Here is a 19,425-nt window from a genome sequence, read left to right as displayed (position 1 = left end):
GCGTCAAGCGCCAACTACTTGCCAGAAGCCAGCCAAGTATAATCCGTTCCGGCAAAGAAAAGGCCCCGCCGGATTGCTCCGACGGGGCCAATGTTGTGCGCTAAAGCTGGTGCGGCTTATTCGCCGTCCTTGGCTTCCTCGTTGAGGTATTCGCCGGCATCTGCATCGGTGCCGTGCGTTTCGCCTTCGACGGCTGCCAGCGGATCGTCGCCGATGGCCGCTTCCGCGCCCTGGGCCAGTTCCGCCTTGTGCTCTTCCTCGGCGGTGTTGGCCGCGATGATCGCATCCTGCGCCTTCTTCCATTGCGCCCGCAGCGCCGCGTCGCGGCTCGAGGCGGTGATCCGCATCCGGTTCATGCCCGCGCCGGTACCGGCGGGGATGAGACGGCCCACGATCACGTTCTCCTTGAGCCCGACCAGCGTGTCCTTCTTCCCTTCGACCGCGGCCTGCGTAAGCACGCGCGTGGTTTCCTGGAACGAAGCGGCCGAGATGAACGAACGCGTCTGCAGCGAAGCCTTGGTAATGCCCAGCAGGATCGGCGTGCCGGTGGCATGCTCCTTGTTCTTGCCGAGCTTGGCGTTGGTTTCCTTCAGCTCTTCCAGGTCGACCTGTTCGCCGGGCAGCAGCACGGTGTCGCCGCCATTGGTGATCTCGACCTTCTGCAGCATCTGGCGAACGATCACCTCGATGTGCTTGTCGTTGATCTTCACGCCCTGCAGTCGGTAGACTTCCTGGATCTCGTTGACGAGATATTCGGCCAGCGCCTCGACGCCCAGCACCTCGAGGATGTCGTGCGGGTTCGGCGAACCGGAAATCAGGGTATCCCCCTTCTTCACGAAGTCGCCTTCCTGCACGTCGATCACCTTGGTTTTGGGGATCAGGTATTCGACTGCATCACCTTCTTCCGGCACAATCGCGATCTTGCGCTTGGCCTTGTATTCGCGAACGAATTCGATCTTGCCCGAAATCTTGGCGATGACCGAATTGTCCTTCGGCAGACGCGCCTCGAACAGTTCGGCGACGCGCGGCAGACCGCCGGTGATGTCGCGGGTCTTGGCGGCTTCGCGGCTGGCACGGGCGAGAATGTCGCCCGCTTCGACCTGTTGGCCATCCTCGACCGACACGGCCGTACCCGGCGCCAGCATGTAGCGCGCGGCTTCGGTTTCGTCCCCTGCATCGTTGAACAGGGTCAGGCGCGGACGCAGGTCCTCGTTCTTCTTGCGGCCGGTGGTCTTGGTGTCGGTGACCACACGCTGCGCGATGCCCGTGGCATCGTCGACGCGCTCTTCCATGGTCGTGCCGTCGATGAGGTCCTGGAACTTCACCACACCCGACTGTTCGGTGATGATCGGCAGCGAGAAAGGATCCCATTCCGCCAGGCGATCGCCTTCCTTCACCTTGCCGCCATCCTTGTGCATCAGCACGGTACCATAGGGCACCTTATGGATTTCGCGTTCGCGGCCCTCGGCGTCGATCACAGCCAGTTCGCCATTGCGGGCGAGCGACAGGATCCGGCCCTTCTTGTCGGTGATGGTGGGCATGTCGCGATAGACGACCTTGCCGTCCGACACGGCTTCGAGATGCGAAGTCTCGTTGAGCTGTGCGGCACCGCCGATGTGGAAGGTACGCATGGTCAGCTGCGTACCGGGTTCACCGATCGACTGCGCGGCGATGACGCCGACAGCTTCACCGATGTTGACCGGCGTACCGCGGGCAAGGTCGCGTCCGTAACAGGTCGCACACACGCCCTGCTGCGCATCGCAGACCAGCGGCGAGCGGATCTTGGCGACCTGCACTTCGGCTTCCTCGATGACCTTGATCATCGGTTCGTCGAGCAGCGTGCCGGCCTTGGCGATCACTTCGCCGGTCGCGGCATTGACGATGTCTTCGGCCACGGTGCGGCCGAGGATGCGTTCACCGAGCGAGGCGATCACGCTGCCGCCCTGGACGATCGCCCGCATGTCGAGCGAGTTCTCGGTCTTGCAGTCCTGCACCACGATGGTGCAATCCTGCGACACGTCGACCAGACGGCGGGTCAGGTAACCCGAGTTCGCCGTCTTGAGCGCGGTGTCGGCCAGGCCCTTACGGGCGCCGTGGGTCGAGTTGAAGTATTCAAGGACGTTGAGGCCTTCCTTGAAGTTCGAGATGATCGGGTTCTCGATGATCTCGCCCGACGGCTTGGCCATCAGGCCGCGCATCCCGGCGAGCTGCTTCATCTGCGCCGGGCTACCACGAGCGCCCGAGTGGGCCATCATGTAGATCGAGTTGATCTCGGCCTGGACGCCGTCCTTGCCGATCGGGCGGGCCTTGATCTTTTCCATCATGGCATCGGCCACGCGGTCGCCGCACTGGCTCCACGCGTCGATCACCTTGTTGTACTTTTCCTGCTGGGTGATCAGGCCGTCCTGGTACTGCTGCTCGTAATCGGCAACCAGCGCCTTGGTCTTCTCGACCATCTCGACCTTCTCCTCGGGGATGATCATGTCATCCTTACCGAAGGAGATGCCGGCCTTGAACGCGTGGCGGAAGCCGAGCGACATGATCGCGTCGGCGAACAGCACCGTGTCCTTCTGGCCGGTGTGGCGATAGACCTCGTCGATAACGTCGGCGATGTCCTTCTTGGTCAGCAGGCGGTTGACGATGTCGAACGGAACCTTGTGGTTCTTGGGCAGACATTCGCCGATCAGCATCCGGCCGGCAGTGGTCTCGAACCGCTTCATCGCGATCTTGCCATCTTCGTCGGCCTGCGGAACGCGGGCGAGGATCTTGGTGTGCAGCGAAACCTGCTTGGTTTCGAGAGCCTGGTGAACCTCGGCCATGTCCGAGAACATCGGCAGCTTCTCGACCTTGTTGCCATCGCTGTCCTCGACGAATTCGGGCGTCTTTTCCTGCCGCTCCATCGAGAGGTAGTAGAGACCCAGAACCATATCCTGCGAGGGCACGATGATCGGCTTACCGTTGGCAGGCGAGAGGATGTTGTTGGTCGACATCATCAGCACGCGTGCTTCGAGCTGCGCCTCGAGGCTCAGCGGCACGTGAACGGCCATCTGGTCGCCGTCGAAGTCGGCGTTGAAGGCCGCGCAGACCAGCGGGTGCAGCTGGATCGCCTTGCCTTCGATCAGCACGGGTTCGAATGCCTGGATGCCGAGACGGTGAAGCGTCGGCGCGCGGTTCAGCAGGACCGGGTGTTCGCGGATGACTTCATCCAGGATGTCCCAGACTTCCTTGCGTTCCTTCTCGACCCACTTCTTCGCCTGCTTCAGGGTCATCGAGAGACCCTTGGCGTCGAGCCGGGCGTAGATGAACGGCTTGAACAGTTCGAGCGCCATCTTCTTGGGCAGGCCGCACTGGTGCAGCTTGAGTTCGGGGCCGGTCACGATGACCGAACGGCCCGAATAGTCGACGCGCTTGCCGAGCAGGTTCTGGCGGAAGCGGCCCTGCTTGCCCTTGAGCATGTCGGACAGCGATTTGAGCGGACGCTTGTTCGCGCCGGTGATCACCCGGCCGCGGCGGCCGTTGTCGAACAGCGCATCAACCGATTCCTGCAGCATGCGCTTTTCGTTGCGCACGATGATGTCGGGCGCGCGCAGTTCCATCAGGCGCTTGAGGCGGTTGTTGCGGTTGATGACGCGGCGATAGAGGTCGTTGAGATCCGACGTCGCGAAGCGGCCGCCGTCGAGCGGCACCAGCGGGCGCAGTTCGGGCGGGATGACCGGTACGACTTCGAGGATCATCCATTCGGGGCGGTTGCCCGATTCGATGAAGCTTTCGACGACCTTCAGACGCTTGATGATCTTGGCCGGCTTGAGCTTCGACTTGGTGGTCGCGAGGTCTTCGAGCAGGTCTTCCTTTTCCTGTTCGAGATCGAGATCCATCAGCATGGTCTTGACCGCTTCGGCGCCGATGTTGGCGGTGAAGGCGTCTTCGCCATACTCGTCCTGCGCCTCGAGCAGTTCATCTTCGGTGAGGAGCTGGAACTTCTCGAGCGGGGTCAGGCCGGGCTCGGTGACGATGTAGCTTTCGAAATACAGCACGCGCTCGAGCTGCTTGAGCTGCATGTCGAGCAGCAGGCCGATGCGCGACGGCAGCGACTTGAGGAACCAGATGTGCGCAACCGGTGCGGCCAGTTCGATATGGCCCATGCGTTCGCGGCGGACCTTGGTCACGGTCACTTCGACGCCGCACTTCTCGCAGACGACGCCCTTGTACTTCATACGCTTGTACTTGCCGCACAGGCATTCGTAGTCCTTCACGGGACCGAAGATGCGGGCACAGAACAGGCCGTCACGCTCGGGCTTGAACGTCCGGTAGTTGATCGTTTCCGGCTTCTTGATTTCGCCGAAGGACCACGAGCGAATGCGCTCGGGGCTGGCGATGCCGATCTGGATCTCGTCGAAAGTTTCGGGCTTCGCGAGCTGGTTGGTGAATTTGGTCAGTTCGTTCATGACTTATTCCCTTAGCGGGTGAATTCCTTGGGGCGGTGGTGGGGGGCGTTGCCGCTCCCCCTATTCCGCCGCGATCGCGAGACCGTCGTCGTCCTCGTCGTCGGCCAGCGACTTGAGTTCGACGTTGAGGCCCAGGCTGCGCATTTCCTTGACGAGCACGTTGAAGCTCTCGGGAATGCCGGCCTCGAAAGTGTCGTCGCCCTTGACGATCGCTTCGTAGACCTTGGTCCGTCCGATCACGTCGTCCGACTTCACGGTGAGGATTTCCTGCAGCGTGTAGGCAGCCCCGTAGGCCTGCAGCGCCCAGACTTCCATTTCCCCGAAGCGCTGGCCGCCGAACTGCGCCTTACCGCCCAGCGGCTGCTGGGTGACGAGGCTGTAGGGACCGATCGAACGGGCGTGGATCTTGTCGTCGACCAGGTGGTGCAGCTTGAGCATGTAGATGATGCCCACGGTGACCTTGCGGTCGAATGCCTCGCCCGTACGGCCGTCGAACAGGACCGACTGGCCCGACGAATGCAGACCGGCCTTCTCGAGTTCGATGGTGACATCGCCTTCGCGCGCCCCGTCGAACACCGGCGTACCCATCGGGACGCCGGCGGTGAGGTTGCCCGCCAGTTCGACGATTTCGGCGGTCGAACGTTCGTCGATCGCATCGTGATACTCTTCGCCGTAAACCTCCTTGAGACGGTCGACGACCGCTTCGGGCGGCTTGGCCTTGGCATAGTCCTTCGCCGCATCGGGGTTGGCGCGCTTCCACTCGTCGAGCTGCTCGCCGATCTGGTGGCCCAGGTTGCGGGCCGCCATGCCGAGATGCGTTTCGAAGATCTGCCCGACGTTCATGCGCGAAGGCACGCCCAGCGGGTTGAGCACGATATCGACCGGCGTACCGTCTTCGAGGAACGGCATGTCCTCGACCGGCAGAATGCGCGAAATCACACCCTTGTTGCCGTGACGGCCGGCCATCTTGTCGCCCGGCTGCAGCTTGCGCTTCACCGCGACGAACACCTTGACCATCTTGAGCACGCCCGGAGCGAGTTCGTCGCCGCGTTCGAGCTTTTCCTTACGGTCTTCGAACTTCTCTTCGATGAACTTGACCGCTTCGTCATACTGCGACTTGACCGCTTCGAGCTGCGCCTGGCGGCCGTCGTCGGCCACGGCGAACTTGAACCAGTCGTGGCGATCGATGCCCTCGAGCAGCTCTTCGCTGATCTCGGTGCCCTTCTTGACGCCCTTGGGCGCCGCCGATGCGGTCTGGCCGATCAGCATGTCGCGCAGGCGGTTGTAGGTCGCCCGGTTGAGAATGGCGCGTTCGTCGTTCGAATCCTTGCGGAGGCGTTCGATCTCCTCGTTCTGGATCGCACGGGTACGGTCGTCGATCTCGATACCGTGGCGGTTGAACACGCGCACTTCTACGACCGTGCCGGCCACACCCGGCGGCAGGCGAAGCGAGGTGTCGCGCACGTCGCTGGCCTTTTCGCCGAAGATCGCGCGCAGCAGCTTTTCTTCCGGCGTCATCGGGCTTTCGCCCTTGGGCGTGATCTTGCCCGCCAGGATGTCGCCCGGATGCACTTCGGCGCCGATGTAGACGATGCCCGCTTCGTCGAGGTTGCGCAGCGCTTCCTCGCCGACATTGGGAATGTCGCGGGTGATGTCTTCGGGCCCGAGCTTGGTGTCGCGCGCCATGACTTCGAATTCCTCGATATGGATCGAGGTGAAGACGTCGTCCTTCACGATGCGTTCGGAGATGAGGATACTATCCTCGTAGTTGTAGCCGTTCCAGGGCATGAAGGCGACGAGGCTGTTGCGGCCCAGCGCCAGCTCGCCGAGATCGGTCGAGGGACCGTCGGCGATGATGTCGCCCGGCGAAACCGTTTCGCCCACCTTCACCAGCGGGCGCTGGTTGATGCAGGTATCCTGGTTCGAACGCTGGAACTTCTGCAGCGTGTAGATGTCGACGCCCGACTGGCCGGGTTCGACATCGCCGATCGCACGAATGACGATACGCGTCGCGTCGACCTGGTCGACGATACCGCCGCGGGTCGCCGCAATGGCCGCGCCGCTGTCGCGGGCGACGGTTTCTTCCATGCCGGTACCGACCCAGGGCGCTTCCGCCTTGACCAGCGGCACGGCCTGGCGCTGCATGTTCGAGCCCATCAGCGCGCGGTTGGCGTCATCGTTTTCCAGGAACGGAATGAGCGATGCGGCAACCGAGACGAGCTGCTTGGGGCTGACGTCCATCAGCGTGATCGATTCTGCGCGGCGCCATCAGGTTGTCGCCGTCGTGACGGGCCGACACGAGATCTTCGAAGAACGAACCGTCCTCGGTTAGCTCGGCCGATGCCTGCGCCACCGTGTGCTTCTGCTCTTCCATGGCGGAGAGATAGACCACTTCGTCGGTAACCTTGCCGTCGACGACCTTGCGATACGGGGTCTCGATGAAGCCGTACTTGTTGACGCGGGCGAAGGTCGACAGCGAGTTGATCAGGCCGATGTTCGGGCCTTCGGGCGTTTCAATCGGGCAGATACGGCCATAGTGCGTCGGGTGAACGTCGCGCACTTCGAAGCCGGCACGCTCACGCGTCAGGCCGCCCGGGCCAAGCGCCGAGACGCGGCGCTTGTGGGTGACTTCCGACAGCGGGTTGGTCTGGTCCATGAACTGCGACAGCTGCGAGGAGCCGAAGAATTCGCGCACTGCGGCGACCGCGGGCTTCGCGTTGATCAGGTCGTTGGGCATGACGGTCGAGACATCGACCGAGCTCATGCGCTCCTTGACTGCACGCTCCATGCGCAGCAGGCCAACGCGGTACTGGTTTTCGAGCAGTTCGCCAACCGAACGCACGCGGCGGTTGCCGAGGTTGTCGATGTCGTCGACGTCGCCCTTGCCGTCCTTGAGGTCGACCAGTTCCTTGACCACGGCGAGGATGTCTTCCTTGCGCAGCGTGGTGACGGTGTCTTCGGCATCGAGCTCGAGACGCATGTTGAGCTTGACGCGGCCGACTGCCGAAAGGTCGTAGCGTTCGCTGTCGAAGAACAGGCCTTCGAACAGCGCTTCGGCGGTTTCCTTGGTCGGCGGTTCGCCCGGGCGCATGACCTTGTAGATCGCCTCGAGACCCTCGTCGCGGTTCTCGGCCTTGTCGACCTTGAGCGTGTTGCGGATCCACGGACCGGTGGTCACGTGATCGATGTCGAGCAGTTCCATCACGTCGACGCCGGCAGCGTCGAGGACTTCGAGATTCTCGGCCGAGACCTCGTCACCCGCTTCGATGTAGATGCGGCCCGTCTTCTCGTCGATCAGATCGCGGCTGGCGTAGCGGCCGAAGATTTCCTCGGTCGGCAGCAGCAGCGTTTCGAGCCCGTCCTTGGCCGCCTTGTTGGCCGCGCGCGGACTGATCTTCTGGCCGGCGGCGAAGACTTCTTCACCCGTCTTGGCATCGATCAGCGGGAAGGCAGGCTTCTGGCCGCGCCAGTTTTCGGCGACGAAGGGAATGTTCCAGCCTTCGCCCTTCTTGCCGGTCGCCCGCTTCCAGGTGACGGTGTCGTAGAAGTGCGAGAGGATGTCTTCGCTGTCGAGGCCGAGCGCATAGAGCAGCGCGGTGACCGGCAGCTTGCGCTTGCGGTCGATCCGCACGTTGACGACGTCCTTGGCGTCGAATTCGAAATCGAGCCAGCTGCCGCGATAAGGAATGATCCGCGCCGCGAAGAGGAGCTTGCCCGAGGAATGCGTCTTGCCGCGGTCATGGTCGAACAGGACGCCCGGCGAACGGTGCATCTGCGACACGATCACACGCTCGGTGCCATTGATCACGAAGGTGCCGTTGCCCGTCATCAGGGGCATGTCGCCCATGTAGACGTCCTGCTCCTTGATATCGAGCACCGAACGGGTTTCGGTTTCCTGGTCCACCTCGAACACGATCAGCCGCAGCGTCACCTTCATCGGCGCGGCATAGGTGATCCCGCGCTGGCGGCATTCGACGATGTCGTACTTGGGCGCTTCGAGTTCGTAATGGACGAAATCGAGTTCGGCAGTGCCGGCGAAGTCGCGAATCGGGAAAACCGAACGCAGCGTCTTTTCGAGGCCGGAGACGTAGTCGATCTCCTTGTTCGAACGCAGGAAGTGCTCGTAGCTCTCGCGCTGCACCTCGATCAGGTTCGGCATGTCCACGACTTCGTGGATGTCGCCGAAGATCTTGCGGATGCGCCGCTTCGCCGTACCCTGCGCATTTGCGCCGCGGGTCTTCTTGGGAGCCTTCGCCTTGGTAGCCATAAGGGGTAGATACCTCTTCTCGTGTGCATCGGCCGCTGCGCGGACAGAGCCGGAATTTCGTGTCTCATGCGCGTGAGATCCATCGCCGGGACGCGAAAAGGCCGCAGCGTGAGCGCACCCGTCCGGCGGCCTGCTGCAGCTTCTCTAGCGTCGCGATTATGGAAACGCCGCTTCCATCCTGTACCCGATTCCCGCGCATGAATCGGATTCGCTCGAAGCGTGCGGTTGCCGCATCATGTAGGATTTGCGCCGCGCCGTGTCAAACCGGCAGATCGGCATCCGCATAGCGATACCGCTGCGGCGCGGGATCGGCCACTTATTCGGGCGCGCGGGCGTTCCACATCATCCGTTCGATTTTCCAGTAACCCTGGTCGTCGGGGCGCGCATGGATGATGTAATGCCCCTCCTGCGCAACCCGCGTCCCGCGCGAAAAGAAGGCGATCCGGCTGTGGCCGGTAATCGCCGCGAGCGCGATCGACCCTTCGATGGCGAGAGTGTCGTGCTCGATGAACTCGACCGCGGCCGGCTGGCCCTCTTCGGCGAACCAGAATGCACGCAGGCGCTGCTTGCCGTCGATGGGCGAAGTGCCATAGCCTGGATAGACGACCACATTTTCGGCAAACAGCGTCATGAGCGCCTGCTCGCGTGCCGCCGCGTCGGGAACCAGCCACGCTTTCGCATAGGCCTTGTCGAGCGCGCGGAGCGCCGCACGGTCGCCCGAGGTCAGGCTCCCGGCCGGGCGCGGTTCGATGCCCTCAGGCTGCGCGCAATCCCCCGGCGAACAAGCGCCGAGCATCATGGCCATCAGCAATAACGCGAAGCGCGGCATCCCATACCTCCAGCGAGCCGGAAGTCCGGATGGCCGATCCGCCCGGCAGCCGCGACCGCTGTTCCACCAATGGCATGCGGCAAGCGGCGAACGGCTTGCCAGCGAGGATTTATCGATTTCCGATATTATCGATTGACGATAAGGAATCGGCAGGTCATATCGTTTTTCGATATTGGAGATCGCACCGTGTACGTTTTCATCCTCGCCGGGCTCAGGTTTTTCCGCTGGGTCAACTGGATCGTCGCCGCATTGCTGACGCTGTTTTTCGTGGTACTGCTGACCGATGCCGGGGGCCTCGGGACCTCGGTGCTGGCCGGTGTCGAAGGCGATCTCGCGGTGAGAGCGCAGGTTCGCGACTACCTGCTCGGTGTTACCGGACTGGTTCTGCCGATGGCGCTCGCGATAGATCGCATACTGACCCGCCTGGCAGGGCTGGTGCACGACGCGCGTGCAGGCACGGCGCTGAGCGAAGCCAACGCGGCCCGGTTGCGGACCATCGGCTGGTGCCTGCTGGCAATCAACCTGGCCGATCTCGTCTATGGCTCGCTGTCGGTACGGGCCAGCGCGGCCACCGGCGAATACTTCGGCTGGTCGCTCTCGCTGACCGGCTGGGTCGCGGTGCCGCTGCTGTTCGTACTCGCGCATGTATTCCGCGAAGGGGCGGCGATGCGCGACGATCTCGAAGGAACGGTCTGATGACGGTCCAGACCTCCTTCATCGCCGTCCGGCTGGACGAACTGCTGCGCGAGCGCGGCATGACATTGACCGAACTGTCCGACCGCATCGGACTCACCCTGGCCAATCTCTCGATCCTCAAGACCGGGAAGGCCAAGGCGATCCGCTTTTCCACGCTGGAGGCAATCTGCCGCGAGCTACGCTGCCAGCCGGGCGACCTGCTGATCTATTCCGAAACCGGGGGAATCGACCAATGACCACTTTCCTGCCTGTTTTCCGCGCCGTTCATACCCGCAGCCTCGCCTTCGCTGCCGCGCTGCCGTTCGCCGCGGCCATTCCGCTGGTGGCCGAGTTCGTCCAGCACGTGGTGGAGATGCGTGTCGGCATGTATGCCGGCGTCGAAGCCGCGCAACTGGCAGAGAACGACCCGGACCGGATCCTGGCCGGCTTCTTCAAGACGATCGCGCTGGGCCTGCCCGCCTATTTCCTCATCCGCTGGCTGCACAGCGAGGGCGATCGCGGTTTTGCCGTCCGGTTGGAAAAACCCGCCACCGCGCTGTTCGGCCTCGTCATCGGCTTGCAAGCATTGTTCGCGTGGCTCGGCCTCTATGTCTGGACCGGCGGACCGATCGCCATCGGCTTCTTCGTCTTCGGCCTGATCTTCATGCCGCTGATCGTGCGCTTCGTCGTCGCCGCACCGCTGGGCACGCTGATCACCCCGCTGCAGTCGATCCGGGTAATGGCGCGCGATGCGGTCTTCGCGATCCTCTTCCCGCTGGCCGCGATGCTCCCGCTGATGGCAGTGCATTACGCGCTCGGGATCGGGGCCATCTTCGTTGCGGGGGATGCGACCAAATGGGTGATGCTGGGGCTCGACAGCGTGGTGACCGCATGGCTCGCCCTGGTCATGATTTGCGCCCAATACGTGATCGCCACCCGCCGCGCGCCGCTGCCCGGTGCCCCGCAGCGGCAGCGGGCCGCAGCGGGAACAATCGCCGAATAGGTCCATTTTCGTCGCACACGCAGGAGAATAGACATGAACAAGACCGCACTTCTTGCCGCCCTTCCCCTGGCGCTGACGCTTGGCGCCTGCGGCGAACCGATCGACGGCAGCGACACGGCCGATCTCGGCAACGACACCACCACCGCGCCCGCTGCCGATGCACCCGATGACGGCCCGCTGGATTACGAGCCCGGCGAAGACGGCCTGCTGCAATCGGACATGGAGCCGATGGGCGACGACGACGCGGCCGACGAGACCGCGATGGACGACGACGCCGCAATGTGATGCCCGCGCGGAAGCGCCGGATAGGCTTGACCGCAGCAACCAAACCGCTAAAGGCCCGCCACGCAACGGCGGGTCTTTTCGATTCCGTCCTGCATCCGTCCGAGACAGTTGGTGAAGGCGAATTGGCGCTTTCTTAATCTCCAACCTAGGCGGGGAACAGAGATTTCCGGTGCTTCGGCGCCGTTTCGCGCCAACTGGCGCACTCCTTCCCCATCAACGGACTCGCCCGTCCCGGTTCGCCGGAACGGACAAACGTAGCCGGTCGCGGCGGGTTCTCCCGGCGCGGCCATAGTGAAGGAGTATGGCATGGATCGTTCGCAGAAAGCCGACGCGGTCGCCCAACTCAGCGAAGTCTTCGCCCAGTCCGGCGTGGTGGTTGTCACCCGCAATCTGGGGCTGACGGTGGATCAGTCCACCGAACTGCGTACGAAGATGCGTGAAGCCGGTGCGACCTACAAGGTTGCCAAGAACCGTCTCGCCAAGCTCGCCCTGAAGGACACCGACTACACGGGACTCGACGAGTTCCTGACCGGTCCGACCGCTCTCGGTTATTCCGAAGATCCGGTCGCCGCGGCCAAGGCCGTGGTGGAGTTCGCCAAGACCACCGACAAGATCGAAATTCTCGGTGGTTCGATGGGCGCGCAGAAGCTCGACGAAGCAGGGGTACGGGCACTCGCCTCGCTGCCCAGCCTCGACGAACTTCGTGGCACGATTGTGGGTCTCGTCAACGCACCGGCAACCAAGGTTGCCCAGGTCGTCAACGCACCCGCAGCCAAGCTCGCTCGTGTCTTCGGTGCCTATGGCGCCAAGGAAGCCGCGTAAGAGCTGGTTCGACGCACGAACATATATTCATCGGGGCAATACCTTCGGGAACCCCGGCCCTAATTTTGGAGTGAAACATCATGGCCGATATCGCCAAGCTTGTTGAAGAACTGTCGAAGCTGACCGTCCTGGAAGCCGCTGAGCTTGCCAAGGCACTTGAAGAAGAGTGGGGCGTAAGCGCCGCCGCTGCCGTTGCTGTTGCTGGCCCCGCCGGCGGTGGTGACGCCCCCGCAGCCGAAGAAAAGGACGAATTCGACGTCGTCCTGACCGGCGACGGTGGCAAGAAGATCCAGGTCATCAAGGAAGTCCGCGCCATCACCGGCCTGGGCCTCTCGGAAGCCAAGGCTCTCGTCGAAGGCGCGCCCAAGCCGCTCAAGGAAGGCGTCAACAAGGCAGAAGCCGAAGAAATCAAGGGCAAGATCGAAGCAGCCGGCGGCACCGTCGAGCTCAAGTAAGCGACTGCCCGTTTGGGCGCTTACGCTTCGATCTCGTTTCGCGAGATCACGGAAGGGCGGTGCCGCAAGGCGCCGCCCTTTTGCGTTGTTGGCCGGTGCCCGCAAGCGGCTCGGATCAGTCCAGCTGCGCGTGCTCCACGGTGTAATAGACCGAGTCCCCGTCGCGGCGGCGGTGCAGCACGATATGCCGCGGCGGCGCATTCGCCCCCAGCGCTTCGGCGATCGTGCTTTCCTTGGCCCGGACGAAATCCTCGGCGGACAGCGTCTGGAAACCGACCCCTTCCTCGTCCGCGAAAACGAGCGCCGCCGGCGCTTCGCCCCCCATCCGCGCGAGGAAGGTGGCGGCCGGTTCGCCGGTCATATAGCCGCTGAGTTCGAGGATCTGCGTCAGCGAATGCGACATCGCTACGTGGTTGTAGCCCTTCCCGTTGTGCAGCTTGCACAGTGGCATGAGATAGCAGGTCTGGGACGCGGGGACGCTTCCGTCCTGGTTCGGGGTCATGTGTCCGCCGACCTGGAAGCCGGGATGCGACCGGTCGGGAACCTGCGGATCGACATAGCAGTGATTGTCGCTGCCGACGCCGATTCCCTTGCCCTGGAGCAGGCTGGTCCAGCTGGAGTAGCCGGGCACCTTGGGATCGTCCGTGCTGCCGATCACGTTGTAAAGCGGCGCGGGATAGGTGACCACCACGGCGCTGGTCGAAAACAGGCGAATTTCGCCGAACCTGGTGACGAATTGCTGCAGGATGCCGACATGGTCGGCAAGGGCGGAAAATCCCATATGCGCGCTCCCCACTTGTGCGAGACGGCCTTCATATGAGCCTGCCATACACCCGCTGGCCAATCCTGTTGCGTACGGATCCGATCCGATAGCGTAGCGCCATCCGCCCGGCACGCCGCGCGATCCCCTTGGGCGATGCCGCTGAGTGTGGCCGGGCGGGCGCACCCGGGCTGCGTTCTGTGCAGCGCCGGGACTTAGTGTTTGAGCACCCGCACCCCTGCCCCTATCCGGTCCGGCTGCATGACGAACGCATACGCCATGGAGCCCCCGCCCCGTGGCGGCGATGGCTGGCGCGCCGAACTGCGTGCCACGTTGCAGCTGAGCTGGCCGCTGGCGGCAGCGAACCTGTTGCAGATGCTGACCTATGCGATCGATGTGATCTTCATTGCGCGGCTGGGCGACGACCAGCTCGCCGCGTCGGCGCTGGCGGTCGCGCTGTTCGGGCTGGTGCTGTGGGCGCTGTCGGGCCTGACCGGAGCGGTCGCACCGGTAGCTGCCGCAGAGCTGGGCGAACGGGCCCCGGCCCTGCGCCCGGTCCGCCGATCGGTGCGAATGGCACTGTGGCTGGCACTGTTTTCCGGCACTGCCGGGATCGGCGTGTGCCTGCTGCTCGGCCCGCTGATGCGCGTGACGGGCCAGCAGCCGCACATCATCGCCATGGCGATAGAATACAACACGCTGCTGGTGGTCAGCCTGGTCCCGATGCTGTTCTGCAACGTGCTGCGCAGTTTCGTCTCCACGCTCGACCGGCCGATCTTCGCCACCGCGATCACCGCGGGCGGCATCTTCGTCAATGCGCTGGCCAATTACGCTTTCATCTTCGGCAATCTCGGCGCGCCCGAGCTGGGGCTGAAGGGCGCTGCGGTGGCGACGATCTTCACCACGCTGACCACGCTGGCCGCCTATGTGGTCGCGATCCGGCTGGACAAGAAACTGCACCGCTACCACGTCTTCGGTCGCTGGTGGTCGCCCGACTGGGCGCGGCTCATGCATATCGTCCGCGTCGGCGCGCCGATCGCGCTGACGATCACTGCCGAGGCCGGTATCTTCGGGGCGGCGGCCTTCCTGATGGGCAATATCGGCGCCAGCCAGCTGGCTGCGCACACCGTGGCGTTGCAGATCGCCGCGCTCGCCTTCCAGGTGCCCTTCGGAGTCGGTCAGGCGGCGACCATAAGGGTCGGCTATTTCTATGGCGCGCGCGATCCCGAGGGGGTCAAGCGCGCGGGCTGGACCGCGATCGTCGTCGGCACCGGCTTCATGGTGCTCACCGCGCTGGCGATGGTGATCATTCCCAAGCCGCTGATCGCGATCTATGTCGATCCATGGGACCCCAAGAACGCGGTGCTGGTCGGCTTCGCGCTGCAGTACATAGTCATCGCGGCGGCGTTCCAGCTGGTCGACGGGATGCAGGCGGTGGCTGCGGGCGCCCTGCGCGGGCTGCAGGATACGCGCATTCCGATGTGGATCGCGGCCTTCGCGTATTGGGTCCCCGGGATCGGGACCTCGCTGGTGCTCGGGTTCCTGACCCCGCTCGAGGGAGTTGGCGTGTGGATCGGCCTTGCCACCGGCCTCACCGTTGCAGCGGTGCTGCTGGGCTGGCGCTGGCACCGGCGCGAGCGGCTGGGCCTGACCCGGCGCCCGCTCCCGGGCTGAATTACGCGCTGCGCTGGACGATCTCGCGCTGCGGGAAGGGGATCGAGATGCCCGTTTCGTCGAACCGCGCCTTGGCCGCTTCGGTGAGGTCCCACGATAGCCCGAGATAGTCGGGCGTCTTGCACCAGACACGCATGCCGATGCCGACCGAACTGTCGTCGAGCGAATTGACGAAGGTCACCGGGGCGGGATCGTCGAGCACGCGGTCGTCGGCCTCGGCGAGCGCCAGCAGTTCGCGCCGCGCCTGATCCATGCTGTCGCCGTAGCCGATGCCCACCACGAGTTCGAGCCGGCGGGTCGCATGCCGCGTGAAGTTGACGATTGCCTGGTTCCACAGCTCCGAATTGGGCACCATCACGAACAGGCCGTCGAACTGCTTGAGCTCGGTGGTAAAGAGGCCGATCTGCTGGACGGTTCCCGTCACTGCGCCGGCCGAGATCGCTTCGCCCACCTTGAACGGCTTCTGGACGAGGATCATCACCCCGGAAGCGACGTTGCTGAGCGTGCCCTGCAACGCGAGGCCGATCGCAAGCGCCATGCCGCCGAGCGCGGCGAGGATGCTGGTGGTTTCCACTCCGAACTGCGCGAGCACGGTGACCAGCACCACCGCCCACAGAGCGTATTTCACGATGCTCGAGAGGAAGTTGGCCACGGTCGGCTCGAACCGCGGTGAGCGCGTCATCGCGCGTTCCGCCCAACGCGAAAGTATCCCGGCAAGCAGCAGGCCGATGACCAGCACCGCGAAAGCCCCCGCGATATCCATCATGTGCAGCCGCAGCCAAAGCCAGATCTGTTCGGGAATGGTCAGTGCGGAAATGGCTTGGTCGGTCGTCATTCGTGGGCAGCCCTTTATCGCGGCATTTTCATATCGGTCGGGGTGGGCCCATCGGGAATTGGCCCACCCGCTTCGCCACCCCCAACGCAGCACTGGCGCAAGAGTTCATTTTTTGCTCGCCGACCCGTTGACTCTGCCAACCCGTGCACCCAAATGCCCCGTGCTGGCACTCTCACCGAGTGAGTGCCAACATCCCTTTTTCACTCTTAGAAGAGAGGTCATCATCATGGCATTTCGTCCGCTGCACGACCGCGTACTGGTCCGTCGCATCGAAGCCGAAGAAAAGACCGCCGGCGGGATCATCATTCCCGACAGCGCCAAGGAAAAGCCGAGCGAAGGCGAAATCGTCGCTGTCGGTTCGGGCGCCAAGGCGGAAGACGGCACGGTTACCCCGCTCGACGTGAAGGCAGGCGACCGCGTGCTGTTCGGCAAGTGGTCCGGCACCGAGGTCAAGCTCGATGGCGAAGACCTGCTGATCATGAAGGAAAGCGACATCATGGGGATCATCGGCTGATCGCCGGATCCTGACGCTTTCCCCCAGACACACGAATTCCAGGAGAAACACCAATGGCAGCCAAGGACGTAAAGTTCGGCCGCGACGCGCGCGAAGGCATCCTGCGCGGCGTCGACACCCTCGCCAATGCCGTCAAGGTCACGTTGGGCCCCAAGGGCCGCAACGTCGTGATCGACAAGAGCTTCGGCGCCCCGCGCATCACCAAGGACGGCGTCACCGTCGCCAAGGAAATCGAACTGACCGACAAGTTCGAGAACATGGGCGCGCAGATGATCAAGGAAGTCGCATCGAAGGCGAACGACGCCGCCGGTGACGGCACCACCACGGCAACCGTTCTTGCCCAGTCGATCGTGACCGAAGGCATGAAGTCGGTCGCTGCGGGCATGAACCCGATGGACCTCAAGCGCGGTATCGATCTCGCCGTGACCAAGGTCGTCGAAGACCTCAAGGGCCGTTCGAAGGACGTTTCGGGCAGCGAAGAAATCGCCCAGGTCGGCGTGATCTCGGCCAATGGCGACCGTGAAGTCGGCGAAAAGATCGCCGAAGCCATGGAAAAGGTCGGCAAGGAAGGCGTGATCACCGTCGACGAGTCGAAGGGTCTCGAATTCGAGCTCGAAACCGTCGAAGGCATGCAGTTCGACCGCGGCTACCTGTCGCCCTACTTCATCACCAATCCGGACAAGATGACGGTCGAACTCGAAAACCCGTACATCCTGATCCACGAAAAGAAGCTGTCGAACCTGCAGGCAATGCTGCCGGTGCTCGAAGCGGCTGTACAGAGCGGTCGCCCGCTGCTGATCATCGCCGAAGACATCGAAGGCGAAGCGCTGGCCACCCTCGTGGTCAACAAGCTGCGCGGCGGCCTCAAGGTTGCAGCGGTGAAGGCTCCGGGCTTCGGCGATCGCCGCAAGGCCATGCTGCAGGACATCGCGATCCTGACGCAGGGCGAAATGATCAGCGAAGATCTCGGCATCAAGCTCGAGAACGTCACGCTGGGCATGCTCGGCGAAGCCAAGCGCGTCACCATCGACAAGGACAACACGACCATCGTCGACGGTGCCGGTTCGGAAGGCGACATCAAGGCTCGCGTTGGTGAAATCCGCGCGCAGATCGACAACACGTCGAGCGACTACGACCGTGAAAAGCTGCAGGAACGTCTGGCGAAGCTCGCCGGCGGTGTTGCCGTGATCAAGGTCGGCGGTGCGACCGAAGTCGAGGTGAAGGAACGCAAGGACCGCGTCGACGATGCGCTGCACGCAACCCGCGCAGCCGTCGAAGAAGGCATCGTCCCGGGCGGCGGTACCGCGCTGCTCTACGCCACCAAGGCGCTGGACGGCCTCGAAGGCGTCAATGACGACCAGACCCGCGGCATCGACATCATCCGTCGTGCGCTGCAGGCTCCGGTCCGCCAGATCGCCTCGAACGCCGGCCATGACGGTGCGGTGGTTGCCGGCAAGCTGACCGATGCCAACGATACCTCGCTCGGCTTCAATGCGGCGACCGACACCTATGAAGACCTGGTCAAGGCCGGCGTCATCGACCCGACCAAGGTCGTGCGCACCGCGCTGCAGGACGCCGCTTCGGTGGCCGGCCTGCTGATCACGACCGAGGCTGCGATCGCCGAGAAGCCCGACGACAAGTCGGGCGCCCCGGCAATGCCCGACATGGGCGGCATGGGCGGTATGGGCGGCATGGGCTTCTAAGCCCCGCCCCCGACCGACAGGTCACATGAAGAGGCCCGGCAGGAGCGATCCTGCCGGGCCTTTTTGATTGGGGCTCCAAGCGCTGCCGGACGCTGCCGCTAGAGCTCGCCCGCTGGCGCGGTGTCCGGCGCGAACAATCCCTCGATATCCGCATCGGCCGACATCGGATCCACGCACACCTTGGCAATCAGCGGCAGGTGATCGGACCCGACATCATCGCCGATCTCGAGCTCTTCCACCTTCACCCCGTCCTTCACGAAGATCTGGTCGAGCGGCCAGCCGATCCAGGCATAGTCCGCCGGGAAGGTCGCGAAACTGCCCCGGCCCGCGCGCGGATCGCGGTAGCCGCCTTCGGCGACGAAACGCGACGTGGTGTTGGACCAGGGGACATCGTTGAAATCGCCGATGGCGAGCACGTTCGAAAGGCCGTCGGGCGTGCGCGCACCCGCCTGCGCGATATTGGCGTCGCGGCTTTCGGTCGACTGGCCGGGCAGCGGCGGCCGCGGGTGAAGGCCGATCATTTCGAACCGCGCGCCGTCGCCCATCCGCAGCGTGGCATAGAGCGTCGGCGTGTTCGAACTGGTGTTGGCCACCATTTCGGCGCGATCCACCGTCAGCCGGGTGGCGAAGGCCATGCCGTATTTGTTGTCGAGCGGGCGGTCGAGCCGGTAGCCATAGCGCGAAAGCTGCGGTTCGAGCGCGTCGAGCCACGACTGATCGGTTTCCATCAGCAGCAGGATGTCGGGATCGACCCGCTCGATCAGCCGGGCGGTATCGCGGTGCCGGTCGTTGCCCTGCAGGACATTGAACGACAGCAGCCGGGCACAGCTCATCCCGTCGACTTCGTCGGGTAGCGGAACCTGCGTCGCGGCAAGCGCCGTATAGGGCCACAGCCGCCACATGTTGATGCCGATGGCGATTGCGGCAAGGCCCACCACCACGACGGCGCGGCTGCGCGCCAGGATCACGCCGAGCGCCGCCAGCGCCGCGGCCAGATAGACCGAGGGTTCGCGGACCATGTCGAGCATGCGGACCGAACCGCGATTGGTGTCGAGCAAGGATATCAGCGCAGTGCCAACCAGCAGCACGAGAAGGCCGATCACGATTTTCGCGGCGCGTGTCCGGCCGCTGCCCCGGGTCCGTTCGCGGGCTGCCATC

General features: G+C 63.9%; 14 protein-coding genes and 1 pseudogene. 9 read left to right on the top strand and 6 right to left on the bottom strand.

Going from position 1 to position 19,425, the window contains the following annotated elements; genetic code table 11:
- Nucleotides 1-116 precede the first annotated feature (116 nt).
- From rpoC to WKH79_RS12420, 3 genes and pseudogenes are all read right to left on the bottom strand, one after another.
- The gene (gene rpoC / locus WKH79_RS12430; RefSeq protein ID WP_050601756.1) at nt 117-4,445 is read right to left on the bottom strand and encodes a DNA-directed RNA polymerase subunit beta'; all 4,329 of its coding nucleotides are present in this window, start codon (nt 4,443-4,445) and stop codon (nt 117-119) included.
- A gap of 60 nt (nt 4,446-4,505) precedes the next feature.
- Nucleotides 4,506-8,712 (bottom strand): annotated as a pseudogene (gene rpoB, locus WKH79_RS12425) (DNA-directed RNA polymerase subunit beta).
- Between the two features lie 316 nt (nt 8,713-9,028).
- A complete protein-coding gene (locus tag WKH79_RS12420; protein ID WP_341859057.1) occupies nt 9,029-9,517 on the bottom strand; it encodes a nuclear transport factor 2 family protein in 489 nt (162 codons plus the stop codon).
- Between the two features lie 210 nt (nt 9,518-9,727).
- On the opposite strand from WKH79_RS12420, the gene WKH79_RS12415 reads away from it, so the two are divergent.
- The 6 genes from WKH79_RS12415 to rplL all read left to right on the top strand — a co-directional run bounded on the left by WKH79_RS12415 (nt 9,728) and on the right by rplL (nt 12,781).
- A complete protein-coding gene (locus WKH79_RS12415) occupies nt 9,728-10,237 on the top strand; it encodes a DUF2975 domain-containing protein (RefSeq protein ID WP_341859056.1) in 510 nt (169 codons plus the stop codon).
- Nucleotides 10,237-10,473, top strand: coding sequence for a helix-turn-helix transcriptional regulator (locus WKH79_RS12410; protein WP_050601752.1), 237 nt, complete (start codon nt 10,237-10,239; stop codon nt 10,471-10,473). The genes WKH79_RS12415 and WKH79_RS12410 overlap by 1 nt, the downstream gene beginning before the upstream one ends.
- On the top strand, nt 10,470-11,219 hold the full coding sequence (locus WKH79_RS12405) for a hypothetical protein (protein ID WP_341859055.1): 750 nt from the start codon (nt 10,470-10,472) through the stop codon (nt 11,217-11,219). The genes WKH79_RS12410 and WKH79_RS12405 overlap by 4 nt, the downstream gene beginning before the upstream one ends.
- A 33-nt stretch (nt 11,220-11,252) precedes the next feature.
- Nucleotides 11,253-11,504: a hypothetical protein gene (locus WKH79_RS12400; RefSeq protein WP_050601750.1), complete on the top strand. Its 252-nt coding sequence runs from the start codon at nt 11,253-11,255 to the stop codon at nt 11,502-11,504.
- A 306-nt stretch (nt 11,505-11,810) separates the two neighbouring features.
- Nucleotides 11,811-12,326: a 50S ribosomal protein L10 gene (rplJ, locus tag WKH79_RS12395; RefSeq protein ID WP_050601749.1), complete on the top strand. Its 516-nt coding sequence runs from the start codon at nt 11,811-11,813 to the stop codon at nt 12,324-12,326.
- A gap of 80 nt (nt 12,327-12,406) precedes the next feature.
- Entirely contained in the window at nt 12,407-12,781 is a 375-nt protein-coding gene (rplL, locus tag WKH79_RS12390) for a 50S ribosomal protein L7/L12 (protein WP_050601748.1), read from the top strand.
- A 115-nt stretch (nt 12,782-12,896) separates the two neighbouring features.
- On the opposite strand, the gene WKH79_RS12385 is transcribed toward rplL, so the two are convergent.
- Nucleotides 12,897-13,562, bottom strand: coding sequence for a hypothetical protein (locus WKH79_RS12385; protein ID WP_341859054.1), 666 nt, complete (start codon nt 13,560-13,562; stop codon nt 12,897-12,899).
- 240 nt (nt 13,563-13,802) lie between these two features.
- On the opposite strand from WKH79_RS12385, the gene WKH79_RS12380 reads away from it, so the two are divergent.
- A complete protein-coding gene (locus tag WKH79_RS12380) occupies nt 13,803-15,215 on the top strand; it encodes an MATE family efflux transporter (protein WP_341859053.1) in 1,413 nt (470 codons plus the stop codon).
- A 1-nt stretch (nt 15,216) separates the two neighbouring features.
- Here WKH79_RS12380 and WKH79_RS12375 read toward each other — a convergent pair whose 3' ends face one another.
- Nucleotides 15,217-16,050, bottom strand: coding sequence for a mechanosensitive ion channel domain-containing protein (locus WKH79_RS12375; protein WP_341859052.1), 834 nt, complete (start codon nt 16,048-16,050; stop codon nt 15,217-15,219).
- A gap of 226 nt (nt 16,051-16,276) precedes the next feature.
- Here WKH79_RS12375 and groES point away from each other — a divergent pair, with 226 nt between their 5' ends.
- Both groES and groL read left to right on the top strand, forming a co-directional pair.
- Nucleotides 16,277-16,564: a co-chaperone GroES gene (groES, locus tag WKH79_RS12370; protein WP_050601743.1), complete on the top strand. Its 288-nt coding sequence runs from the start codon at nt 16,277-16,279 to the stop codon at nt 16,562-16,564.
- A 53-nt stretch (nt 16,565-16,617) separates the two neighbouring features.
- Nucleotides 16,618-18,267 carry a chaperonin GroEL gene (groL, locus tag WKH79_RS12365; RefSeq protein WP_050601742.1) on the top strand — a complete coding sequence of 550 codons (1,650 nt, stop codon included), beginning with the start codon at nt 16,618-16,620 and terminating at the stop codon, nt 18,265-18,267.
- A 98-nt stretch (nt 18,268-18,365) separates the two neighbouring features.
- Here the strand turns inward: groL and WKH79_RS12360 are convergent, their stop codons facing one another.
- Nucleotides 18,366-19,424 carry an endonuclease/exonuclease/phosphatase family protein gene (locus WKH79_RS12360; RefSeq protein ID WP_341859051.1) on the bottom strand — a complete coding sequence of 353 codons (1,059 nt, stop codon included), beginning with the start codon at nt 19,422-19,424 and terminating at the stop codon, nt 18,366-18,368.
- Nucleotide 19,425: the final 1 nt, after the last annotated feature.

This window comes from Qipengyuania sp. GPGPB31 (assembly GCF_038396345.1).
Classification (GTDB): domain Bacteria; phylum Pseudomonadota; class Alphaproteobacteria; order Sphingomonadales; family Sphingomonadaceae; genus Qipengyuania; species Qipengyuania citrea.
The sequence above is the reverse complement of the archived record's forward strand: the minus strand, read 5'-3'. Positions and strand labels throughout refer to the sequence as shown.